Source organism: Bacteroides sp. 3_1_23 (assembly GCF_000162555.1).
Taxonomy (GTDB): Bacteria; Bacteroidota; Bacteroidia; order Bacteroidales; family Bacteroidaceae; genus Bacteroides; species Bacteroides ovatus.
Map to the genome: position 1 here is coordinate 191,535 of NZ_GG774960.1, position 11,225 is coordinate 202,759.

Annotated in this window: 9 protein-coding genes and 2 rRNA genes; 2 read left to right on the forward strand and 9 right to left on the reverse strand. The window is 43.7% G+C overall.

Annotated features, from left to right (window positions below; translation table 11 throughout):
• Positions 1-7: 7 nt before the first annotated feature.
• A complete protein-coding gene (gene cysK / locus HMPREF9010_RS00200; RefSeq protein WP_008651981.1) occupies positions 8-958 on the reverse strand; it encodes a cysteine synthase A in 951 nt (316 codons plus the stop codon).
• Positions 959-1,089: 131 nt separating this feature from the next.
• Here cysK and HMPREF9010_RS00195 point away from each other — a divergent pair, with 131 nt between their 5' ends.
• On the forward strand, positions 1,090-2,925 hold the full coding sequence (locus HMPREF9010_RS00195) for an LTA synthase family protein (protein WP_004307190.1): 1,836 nt from the start codon (positions 1,090-1,092) through the stop codon (positions 2,923-2,925).
• A 96-nt stretch (positions 2,926-3,021) separates the two neighbouring features.
• A complete protein-coding gene (locus HMPREF9010_RS00190) occupies positions 3,022-3,711 on the forward strand; it encodes a phosphatase PAP2 family protein (protein WP_008651984.1) in 690 nt (229 codons plus the stop codon).
• A gap of 81 nt (positions 3,712-3,792) precedes the next feature.
• On the opposite strand, the gene leuB is transcribed toward HMPREF9010_RS00190, so the two are convergent.
• The 8 genes from leuB to HMPREF9010_RS0124910 all read right to left on the reverse strand — a co-directional run.
• Positions 3,793-4,854, reverse strand: coding sequence for a 3-isopropylmalate dehydrogenase (gene leuB / locus HMPREF9010_RS00185; protein WP_008651986.1), 1,062 nt, complete (start codon positions 4,852-4,854; stop codon positions 3,793-3,795).
• 60 nt (positions 4,855-4,914) lie between these two features.
• Positions 4,915-6,462: an alpha-isopropylmalate synthase regulatory domain-containing protein gene (locus HMPREF9010_RS00180; RefSeq protein WP_008651988.1), complete on the reverse strand. Its 1,548-nt coding sequence runs from the start codon at positions 6,460-6,462 to the stop codon at positions 4,915-4,917.
• The gene (leuD, locus tag HMPREF9010_RS00175) at positions 6,444-7,040 is read right to left on the reverse strand and encodes a 3-isopropylmalate dehydratase small subunit (protein WP_004307192.1); all 597 of its coding nucleotides are present in this window, start codon (positions 7,038-7,040) and stop codon (positions 6,444-6,446) included. Before leuD ends, HMPREF9010_RS00180 begins: the two co-directional genes overlap by 19 nt.
• Before the next feature lie 41 nt (positions 7,041-7,081).
• Entirely contained in the window at positions 7,082-8,476 is a 1,395-nt protein-coding gene (gene leuC, locus HMPREF9010_RS00170; protein WP_004301124.1) for a 3-isopropylmalate dehydratase large subunit, read from the reverse strand.
• An 81-nt stretch (positions 8,477-8,557) separates the two neighbouring features.
• Positions 8,558-10,054, reverse strand: coding sequence for a 2-isopropylmalate synthase (locus HMPREF9010_RS00165; RefSeq protein ID WP_004301125.1), 1,497 nt, complete (start codon positions 10,052-10,054; stop codon positions 8,558-8,560).
• A 403-nt stretch (positions 10,055-10,457) separates the two neighbouring features.
• Entirely contained in the window at positions 10,458-10,691 is a 234-nt protein-coding gene (locus HMPREF9010_RS0124905; RefSeq protein WP_004307193.1) for a hypothetical protein, read from the reverse strand.
• A gap of 123 nt (positions 10,692-10,814) precedes the next feature.
• Positions 10,815-10,925: ribosomal RNA gene (rrf, locus tag HMPREF9010_RS00160) — 5S ribosomal RNA — on the reverse strand.
• Between the two features lie 77 nt (positions 10,926-11,002).
• Positions 11,003-11,225: ribosomal RNA gene (locus HMPREF9010_RS0124910) — 23S ribosomal RNA — on the reverse strand; the annotation flags it as partial.

Below are 11,225 nucleotides of genomic sequence, written 5' to 3' on the forward strand. Positions count from 1 at the left end.
GAATGAATTAATCCAATGGATATGCGTCAAAAGCAAACAGTTCGGTCGACAAATAACGCTCTCCCGTATCAGGTAACAACGCTACTATTTTTTTGTTCTTAAATTCCGGACGCAGTGACAGTTGACGGGCAGCATACACAGCTGCTCCCGAAGAAATTCCCGCCAGCAGACCTTCCGTCGACGCTAACTCACGTCCCGCACGAATCGCTTCATCATCGGGTACACCCATCACCTCATCTACCACAGAAGCATCATAAAGTTTGGGAATAAAATTTGCTCCGATACCCTGAATACGATGCGGAGCCGCCTCTCCTCCTGCCAATACAGGAGACGACGCCGGTTCTACCGCCACAATATAAATATCCGGATTATGTTTCTTTAAAGCACGGGCTACACCGCAAACCGTTCCTCCGGTGCCCACTCCGGCCACAAAAACAGCCACTTCACCGTCTGTATCCCGCCAGATCTCTTCACCTGTCGTCCGCTCATGAACAGCCGCATTAGCCGGATTCTCAAATTGTTGTAAGATCACCGAACCGGGAATACTATCACGCAACTCCTGCGCCTTGGCAATAGAAGCTGCCATCCCTCCTACCCCGTCTGTCAATACAATCTGCGCACCCAGCGCTTTCAACAGATTCCGCCGTTCCAGGCTCATTGTTTCAGGCATGGTCAATATCAAATGATACCCTTTAATAGTGGCTACCATTGCCAACCCGACACCTGTATTTCCGCTTGTCGGCTCAATAATCGTCGCACCGGGTTTCAATAATCCCCGAACTTCGGCATCTTCAATCATCGAAAGAGCCACCCTGTCTTTTACACTTCCCGCCGGATTAAAAGCCTCCAGTTTGGCAATAATATTTTGTTCCAGACCGTACTTTCCGCTATAACCGGAAAGTTCCATCAAAGGGGTATTCCCCACTAAATCTGTTAGTTTCCTTGCAATCTTTGCCATCTTATTACTTTATTTTTGTCACAGACACGACAAAGATATGGAAAAAAAGGTATGTTTTATATCACTTCATGAGAAAGATAAGGAAAAGTATAGTAACTTTGTATCCGTTCAATCTTTTTAAGTTTACAGATATGAAAAAGAGAATCATACAATTTCTCACGACCTATTTTTTATTTGTTCTTTTATTCGTTCTTCAGAAACCAATCTTCATGGTTTACTACCATGACTTATATACCAATGTATCTTTAGGTGACTACTTCCGCGTCATGTGGCACGGATTGCCTCTGGATTTATCTCTCGCAGGTTACCTGACCGCTATCCCCGGCTTACTGCTCATCGCCTCCGCCTGGACCAATTCATCCATACTCCGCCGCATCCGGCAAGGATACTTCGGGGTAATCGCCTTTATCATGGCCTGCATTTTTATCATCGACCTGGGATTATACGGCTTTTGGGGATTCCGTCTGGATGCCACCCCCGTTTTCTATTTCTTCTCTTCCCCCAAAGATGCTATGGCAAGCGTCAGCTTTTGGTTTGTACTATTGGGAATCTTATCTATGCTGATCTATGCAGCAATTTTATACTTTATTTTCTATTGCGTCCTTATCCGGGAGAAAAAGCCCCTGAAAATTCCTTATCGACGTCAGAATGTCTCGCTTGCACTCCTTTTGCTGACAGCGGCACTTTTCATCCCTATCCGGGGCGGATTCAGCGTATCCACCATGAATTTGAGCAAGGTGTATTTCAGTCAGGACCAACGCATGAATCATGCAGCCATCAATCCGGCATTCAGCTTCATGTATTCCGCCACCCACCAGAATAATTTCGATAAGCAATATCGCTTCATGGACCCGAAAATAGCCGACGAATTATTTGCAGAGATGGTAGACAAACCTGTCGCAGCAACAGACAGCATCCCCCAATTATTGAATACACAACGTCCGAACATTATTTTTATTATCCTTGAGAGTTTCTCCACACACTTGATGGAAACTTTCGGAGGACAACCTAATGTGGCTGTCAACATGGATAAATTCGCAAAGGAAGGCATACTATTCAGCAACTTCTACGGTAGCAGTTTCCGTACAGACCGCGGACTGGCATCCATTATCAGCGGATATCCCGGACAGCCAAGCACCAGCATCATGAAATATCCCGAAAAGACGGACAAACTTCCTTCTATCCCCCGCAGCTTGAAAAACGCAGGATATAATCTGGAATATTACTATGGTGGAGATGCCGATTTTACCAATATGCGCTCTTACCTGGTATCTTCCGGCATCGAGAAGATTATTTCCGATAAAGATTTTCCTCTGTCCGAACGTACAGGAAAATGGGGAGCACAGGATCACGTCTTATTCCAACGCCTGATGAAAGACCTGAAAGAAGAAAAACAAAAAGAACCGTTTCTGAAACTTGTACAGACATCAAGCAGCCACGAACCATTCGAAGTCCCGTTCCACAGACTGGATGACAAAATCCTCAATTCTTTTGCCTATGCCGATAGTTGCGTGGGAGATTTCGTGAAACAGTATCAAGAGACACCGCTATGGAAAAATACACTGTTTGTACTCGTTCCCGATCATCAGGGTGCATATCCGTATCCAATAGAAAATCCGCTGGACGGCCAAACCATTCCACTGATTTTAATTGGAGGTGCAATAAAACAACCCTTGGTTGTAGATACTTATGCTTCACAAATAGACATCGCCGCTACCCTGCTCGCTCAACTAGGATTGCCGCATGATGAATTTACTTTCAGCAAAAATATCATGAATCCGGCGTCACCTCATTTCGCATACTTTACCCGGCCGAATTATTTCGGAATGATTACCGCCGATAATCAATTGGTATATAACCTCGATGCCAATACTGTGCAACTGGACGAAGGTACTGCCAAAGGAGCCAACCTGGAAAAAGGAAAAGCGTTCCTGCAGAAGCTCTACGACGACCTGGCGAAACGCTAGGAAATGAGTTATATTGAATATTTATAAAGTAATATAGGACAATTTTCTATTCTTTATTGTATATTTGCGACATTAAAAATAGATCAATAAAGCCTGATGATACACACCGGAATTGTCCAATATCTTTCGGAGATAGATACAAATATCTTCTTGTCTTTCAATGGTATACATTCCCCTTTCTGGGATTATTTCATGAGTTCTTTCACGGGTAAATTCATCTGGGTTCCCATGTATGCCACTATATTGTATATTTTATTAAAAAACTTCCACTGGAAAGTAGTACTGTGTTACGTGGCAGCCATTGTACTGACTATCACCTTTGCCGACCAGATGTGCAGCAGCATCATTCGTCCGGTAGTAGCACGTCTGCGTCCCGCCAATCCGGAGAACCCGATTGTAGATCTAGTATATATCGTAAATGGTTACCGCGGAGGAAGCTACGGTTTCCCATCGTGCCATGCCGCCAATTCATTAGGTCTTGCCATGTTTGTCATATTCCTGTTCCGTAAACGTTGGCTAAGCATTTTCATCCTGACCTGGGCAATACTCAACTGCTACACACGTATATATCTGGGTGTACATTATCCCGGTGATTTACTCGTAGGAGGTATTATCGGAGGATTCGGCGGTTGGTTGTTCTGCACTATCGCCCACAAAGCAGCCATCTATCTGGAACCTTCCACCCGCACGAAGAGAAAAGAAATAAAACAATGGTCAGTCACTATTTATGTAGGATTACTGACTATACTCGGTATCGTTCTATACTCCACTATTAAAAGTTGGTAGAACACAACATATTTCGAACTAAAAAGTAAAAGCCTGACACCGTTATCCGATGCCAGGCTTTTACTTTTTTATCCGGGTTTATCAAGCTTTCTTGATATAATCAACAATCCACTGTCCTACTTCTTTTGTTCCGTACTTAGCACCGTCAGCCACCTGGATTTCCGGCGTACGTACATTCTCATCCAAAGAAGCATCTACGGCTTTACGAATCAATGCACCCTCTTCTTTAAGGTCGAAATACTCGAACAACATAGCTACAGAAAGAATCTGTGCCAACGGATTAGCAATATTCAATCCCTTAGCCTGCGGCCATGAACCGTGAATCGGTTCAAATACCGGAGTACTTTCACCTGTAGAAGCAGAAGGAAGCAAGCCCATAGAACCACTGATTACAGAACCTTCGTCAGTCAGGATATCACCAAATGTATTTTCCGTTACCATCACATCGAAGAAAGCAGGTTCCTGAATCATCTTCATTGCAGCATTATCCACAAACATATAATCAGTTGTCACTTCCGGATAGTTCGGAGCCATTTCCTGTGCAATCTGACGCCACAGACGGGAAGAAGCCAACACATTTGCCTTATCTACCACAGTCAGATGTTTTCTGCGCTTCATTGCATATTCAAAAGCTACCTTTAAAATACGTTCGATTTCCGGACGAGTATAATAGTTCGTATCATACGCCTTATCATTATCCTGATACTTTTCACCGAAATACATACCTCCGGTCAGCTCACGGATACAGATAAAATCGGCGTTCTCTACCAGTTCCGCACGCAACGGAGATTTGTGAATCAGGCATTTGAATGTCTGTACCGGACGGATATTGGCAAAAAGTCCCAGTTTCTTACGCATCGCCAGCAAGCCTTGTTCCGGACGTACCTTGGCAGTAGGATCATTGTCAAATTTCGGATCACCTACGGCAGAAAACAAAACAGCATCCGCCTCTTTACAAACCTGATAAGTTGCTTCCGGAAACGGATCGCCTACTTTATCAATCGCATCAGCTCCACAGATTGCATATTCGTAACTTACTTTGTGACCAAACTTCTCGCAAACGGCACTCATCACATCTACACCTTGCACAGAGATCTCCGGTCCGATGCCGTCGCCTGCTAATACAGCAATTTTAAAATCCATAATCGTTTATTCTTCTATTTATATATTCTTATAAAAAACATTCTTCGGGCAAGTTGTTTCTCACTTGCTCTTCTCGTATTCATCTTCGATGAGGTTCAACATCTTCATAGTAGCCTTGATGGCAGCCTCTGTCTGGTCGGCATCGAGTCCGCGGGTACGGAACACCTGCTCATCATAACTCCACGTGATAACTGTCTGCACAAATGCATCTGTACGTCCACCGGGAGGGATGGTTACCGCATAATTGGTCAACATCGGGAATTTACGTCCTAATGTCACCTTATATATTTTACGCAGCGCACGAACAAAAGCATCATACTGACCATCGCCGCCTGAACTCTCTTCGTACTCTTTTCCGTTGATTTCTATCTTCAACGTTGCCATCGGTTTCAACCCATGAGCCAGATTCACAAAATAGCTCTTCAGTTTAACCTTCTCACCCACTGCTCCATGTTTCAACACATCCGAAACAATGTACGGCAAATCTTCCTGTGTAACCAGTTCTTTCTTGTCGCCCAACTCGATGATGCGTTCCGTTACCTTGCGCATAGCATCTTCGTCCAGCTCCAATCCGAGATCTTCGAGGTTCTTACGGATATTTGCTTTACCGCTTGTCTTACCCAATGCATATTCGCGCTTGCGGCCAAAACGTTCGGGAAGCAAATCATTGCAGTAGAGATTATTCTTATTATCCCCGTCGGCATGCACTCCGGCCACTTGCGTAAAGACATTCTCACCTACAATCGGTTTATTGGCAGGTATCACAATTCCCGAATAAGACTCCACTACCCGGCTGACATCATTCAAACGGCTTTCGTCGATATTTGTCACCGCATTGAAATGGTCTTTCAGGATAGCCTGCACACTTGCGAGAGGAGCATTTCCTGCCCGTTCGCCCAGTCCGTTGATGGTGGTATGCAGTCCTTTTACACCGCTTAATACAGCTGCAAGCACATTGCTCACTGCCAAATCATAGTCATTGTGCGCATGGAAATCGAGATGAGTATTCGGATAACGTTTCTTCATCTTCCGCATATACTCTATCACTTGCAAGGGATTCAAGATACCCAGCGTGTCAGGCAACATATAACGCTTGACACTCGTCTCTTGCAATCCATCCATCAACTGGAATACATATTCGGGAGAATCCTTGATACCGTTACTCCAATCTTCCAGATAAACATTGACGGTTATATCCTGTTCGTCGGCATAATGCACCACATTAATGATATCTGCAAGATGTTCTTCCGGTGTCTTTTTCAGTTGTTGCGTACAATGCTTCAGTGAACCTTTGCAAAGAAGATTAATCACGCGACAACCGGTACGCTGAATCCAATCGACAGAAGTATGCCCGTCAACAAAGCCGAGCACTTCCACTTTATGGAGCAGATTACGACGGGCCGCCCAGTCGCAAATCATCTTCACGGCTTCAAACTCACCGTCCGACACACGCGCCGAAGCAACCTCCACCCGGTCTACCTTTAAATCTTCTAACAGTAAACGGGCGATCATTAGTTTCTCATGAGGCACGAAAGATACTCCGCTGGTTTGTTCACCATCACGGAGCGTTGTGTCCATGATTTCTATTTTCACGCCTTCTTTTCCCATTCTTCTATTTTATCTTTATTGCTCAACAAGAAATCGATATCGTCCAATCCGTTCATCAAACAAAGTTTCTTGTAAGCATTGATTTCGAAATGTTCACTTTTACCTGTCGCCTTGTTGGTGATGGTCTGTTCGGGAAGGTTCACTTCCACTTCCATCTTCGGGTCCGCTTCTATCGAATCAAACAACTCCTGCAGAAACTCCTCGGTAACAACCACCGGCAGCACAAAGTTGTTCAACTCATTATTCTTATGAATATCGGCAAAGAAACTGGATACCACCACGCGGAAACCATATCCTGCAATAGCCCAGGCAGCGTGTTCACGGCTGGAACCCGAACCGAAGTTTTTTCCTGCCACCAATATCTGTCCGCTATAAGTAGGATTGTTCAACACAAAATCCTTGTTCAGGGAACCGTCAGCATTATAACGCCAGTCACGAAAAAGATTATCACCAAAGAATTTTTCTTCACGAGTGGTTGCTTTCAGGAAACGTGCCGGAATGATCTGGTCAGTATCTACGTTTTCTAAAGGAAGAGGTACACAAGTACTTGTTATTATATTAAATTTTGTCTTAGCCATCGTCTTATTTACAATTTAATGATTTACGAATTACGGTTAAATTACATCAGCTCTCTCGGATCGGTAATCACACCTGTCACCGCAGCAGCGGCAGCTACCAGCGGACTAGCCAGCAAAGTGCGTGCACCGGGGCCCTGACGTCCTTCGAAATTACGGTTGCTGGTAGATACCGAATACTTTCCGGCAGGAATCTTATCATCGTTCATTGCCAGACAAGCAGAACATCCCGGCTGACGGATAGCAAATCCGGCTTCCGTCAATATCTTGTCGATTCCTTCCTTACGGATCTGTGCGTCTACCATCCATGAACCCGGAACCAGCCATGCAATTACATTCTCCGCTTTCTTACGACCTTTCACGATGGAAGCAAATGCACGGAAATCTTCAATACGACCGTTTGTACAAGCACCAAGGAATACATAATCAATCTTCTTACCCAACAAAGATTCACCCGGTTGGAATCCCATATACTCCATTGATTTCTTGAACGAAACCTGTGCAGCTTCACTCATTCCTTCCATAGTAGGAATATGCTGTGTGATTCCCATACCCATACCCGGATTCGTTCCGTAGGTAATCATCGGTTCAATATCAGCCGCTTCGAAACGGACTTCTTTATCAAACACGGCATCATCATCACTCTTCAATGTCTTCCAATAAGCCAAAGCCTTGTCCCATGCTTCGCCTTGCGGAGCACTTTCACGTCCTTTGATATATTCAAAAGTCACTTCATCCGGAGCAACCATACCACCACGCGCACCCATTTCAATAGAAAGGTTGCAAAGGGTAAGACGTCCCTCCATTGTCAGATTGCGGATAGCCGAACCTGCATATTCCACGAAGTAACCCGTAGCACCACTGGTAGTCATCTTAGACATCATATACAGAGCCACATCCTTTGCAGTCACCCCTTTACCCAGTTCACCGTCTACAGTGATACGCATTGTTTTCGGTCTCGACTGGAGAATACATTGTGAAGCCAGCACCATTTCCACCTCGCTCGTTCCGATACCGAAAGCAATCGCTCCCATTGCACCGTGAGTAGAAGTGTGAGAGTCACCGCAAACAATCGTCATTCCCGGCAAGGTCAAACCACGTTCGGGACCTACCACATGAATAATACCATTCTTCGGATGCATCATGCCGTAGTGTGTCAGACCAAAATCCTTCGCATTCTGCGTCAGCGTGTCCACCTGCGTTTTAGAAATCGGATCTTCAATCTCCTTATCCTGATCGTGTGTCGGTGTATTATGGTCGGGCATACAAAATACCTTTTCGGGACGCAATACTCCGATTCCACGTTCACGCAATCCCGCAAAAGCCTGCGGACTAGTCACTTCGTGACAATATAACCGATCAATATAAAGCTGTGTAGGGCCATCTTCCACAGTAGTCACCACGTGGGCATCCCATATCTTATCAAATAATGTATTCATCTGTTTATTTACTATTTTACTAATTACTATTTACTCTTTCAATCAATCTCTGTAATACCAAACCGACTGTCAATCTCTTTTTTACGATTTGAATTTGTTAATACAGTCGATGTAGGCTTCTACCGAAGCAGCAATAATATCTGTATTGGCACCAAAACCATAATAAATCTGGTTATCGTATTCTACCTGCATGTGCACTTTACCTACATCATCACTTCCCTTACTGATAGCCTGAATAGTAAACTCTTTCAGAGTCATGTGGCGTTCTACAATCTTTTTCAATGCTTTGATGGCAGCATCTACCGGACCATTACCACTGGCACAAGCTTCAAACTTCTCACCGGCAATATTCAATCCCAAACTAGCTACCGAACGAACACCGACACCACTCGTCACCTGCAAGTAATCCAGTTTGATACGATGGTTCTGGCTACGGTCTGCACCTGCCAATACTAAAATATCATCATCATTAATATCTTTCTTCTTATCAGCCAACTTCAGGAACTCATCATATACCTTATCCAGTTTTTCCTGATCCAGATTCACTCCCAATATAGAAAGACGATTTTTCAATGCAGCACGTCCGCTGCGGGCAGTCAATACGATAGAGTTATCATCAATACCCACATCATGCGGATCGATAATCTCATACGTCTGTACATTTTTCAATACGCCATCCTGATGGATACCTGAAGAGTGTGCGAAAGCGTTACGTCCAACGATTGCTTTATTGGGTTGTACCGGCATATTCATCAGGCTGGATACCATACGGCTGGTCGGATAAATCTTCTGCGTATTGATATTGGTTTGAATATCTATTTCGTGATGGCTCTTAATAATCATGGCGATTTCTTCGAGAGCAGTATTTCCTGCACGTTCGCCAATACCGTTGATGGTAACTTCCACCTGACGCGCACCGTTCAAAACACCGGCTATCGTATTGGCAGTAGCCATACCCAAGTCATTATGACAGTGAGTAGAAAGTATGGCATTATCAATGCCGTCTACATGGTCAACCAAGTATTTTATCTTGGCGCCATATTCTGAAGGCAAGCAGTAACCTGTTGTATCAGGGATATTCACTACGGTAGCTCCCGCTTTGATGACAGCTTCTACCACACGTGCCAGATATTCGTTATCCGTACGGCCTGCGTCTTCTGCATAAAATTCCACATCGTCTACAAAACGGCGGGCATATTTCACAGCAGCTACTGCACGTTCGATAATCTCTTCACGATTCGAATTGAATTTATATTTAATGTGCGAATCAGAAGTACCGATACCGGTGTGAATACGTTTATGTTTAGCAAATTTCAGTGCATCTACGGCTACATCAATATCTTTTTGAACTGCGCGGGTCAAAGCACAGATAGTAGGCCAAGTCACCGCTTTTGAAATCTCAATTACTGAATTAAAATCCCCCGGGCTCGAAATGGGGAATCCGGCTTCAATCACGTCTACTCCCAACGCTTCCAATGCCTTTGCTACCTGAATCTTTTCTACTGTATTCAACTGGCATCCCGGAACCTGTTCACCATCTCTAAGAGTGGTATCAAAAATAAATAACCTATTGTCCATATTCTTATGTATATTATATAATTATTAGCATTAAAAAAAGCCTTTCACACTTGGAAGTGAGAAAGGCTTTCGTATATTTTCATTTATACACATTTACGCGCAGCACTCACTTCCACTAACCTTTGATAGTAGAATAATAATACCGCATAGTAGAATATGTATAAACATCTGATTCATTTCTTGTCTCTTTTATTAGTTTGACGGTGCAAAGGTATGGATTATTTCTTTACCACCAAATAATACGTTACTTTTTTATCGAAAAAAATATCATTTCATAAGTTAAAGCCGATTATTAGCAAAAATGTATCACGAATAAAGCGATATGTTTATTAAAACAGAAAGAGGGAGTAGAATGTTTGAACCATTCTCTCCCTCTCCTTCTTTATTGTTCTAAATCAATAGATTACTTCTTATCGCAACATTCTTTCTTTTCTGCGCAATCAGCTTTTTTGTCGCAAGCAGTAGCACAAGAGTCCTTAGCCTGGCAGCAAGAATCAGTTTCAACAACAGCTTCCACTGTTTCTACAGTTGTCTCTTCACCTTCAGAAGCAGCGTTAGTAGTTTTGTTACCAGTACAAGACATCATTGCAAAAGAAAATGTTACTGCTACAGCAGCCAAAAATAATTTAGTTTTCATACCTTTTAAATTTGCTTTAAACGTTTAATAAAATAATTGTCGGTCGCAAATATAGCACTTTTTTCGCAAAGTACCAAATGACAGAAGCCCCTTGACTCAAAATGAATCAAGGGGCTTCTTAAAAAACGGCGGCTACCTACTCTCCCACTGTTACGCAGTACCATCGGCGTGACGAGGCTTAACTTCTCTGTTCGGAATGGGAAGAGGTGGAACCCTCGTGCTATAACCACCTGAATAAGGTTATGACATGATGAAAAGTAAAATCATAGTGTATAGCAAGCTAAACGTATATACCCAACCGGTACATGTCCGAAAGAAAGTGAACGGGCAATTAGTAATGCTCGGCTTTGATGTTACCACCTTTACACCTGCATCCTATCAACGTCATCGTCTTTGACGACCCTAAGAAATCTAATCTTGTGGCTGGCTTCGTACTTAGATGCTTTCAGCACTTATCCAATCCCGACTTAGATACCCAGCAATGCACCTGGCGGCACAACTGGTAAACCAGCGGTCAGTCCAACACGGTCCTCT

Bases quoted from the DNA above. Each gene is read 5' to 3' on its own strand.
- cysK (WP_008651981.1), bottom strand. From the start codon at position 958: ATGGCAAAGATTGCAAGGAAACTAACAGATTTAGTGGGGAATACCCCT.
- HMPREF9010_RS00195 (WP_004307190.1), top strand. From the start codon at position 1,090: ATGAAAAAGAGAATCATACAATTTCTCACGACCTATTTTTTATTTGTT.
- HMPREF9010_RS00190 (WP_008651984.1), top strand. From the start codon at position 3,022: ATGATACACACCGGAATTGTCCAATATCTTTCGGAGATAGATACAAAT.
- leuB (WP_008651986.1), bottom strand. From the start codon at position 4,854: ATGGATTTTAAAATTGCTGTATTAGCAGGCGACGGCATCGGACCGGAG.
- HMPREF9010_RS00180 (WP_008651988.1), bottom strand. From the start codon at position 6,462: ATGGGAAAAGAAGGCGTGAAAATAGAAATCATGGACACAACGCTCCGT.
- leuD (WP_004307192.1), bottom strand. From the start codon at position 7,040: ATGGCTAAGACAAAATTTAATATAATAACAAGTACTTGTGTACCTCTT.
- leuC (WP_004301124.1), bottom strand. From the start codon at position 8,476: ATGAATACATTATTTGATAAGATATGGGATGCCCACGTGGTGACTACT.
- HMPREF9010_RS00165 (WP_004301125.1), bottom strand. From the start codon at position 10,054: ATGGACAATAGGTTATTTATTTTTGATACCACTCTTAGAGATGGTGAA.
- HMPREF9010_RS0124905 (WP_004307193.1), bottom strand. From the start codon at position 10,691: ATGAAAACTAAATTATTTTTGGCTGCTGTAGCAGTAACATTTTCTTTT.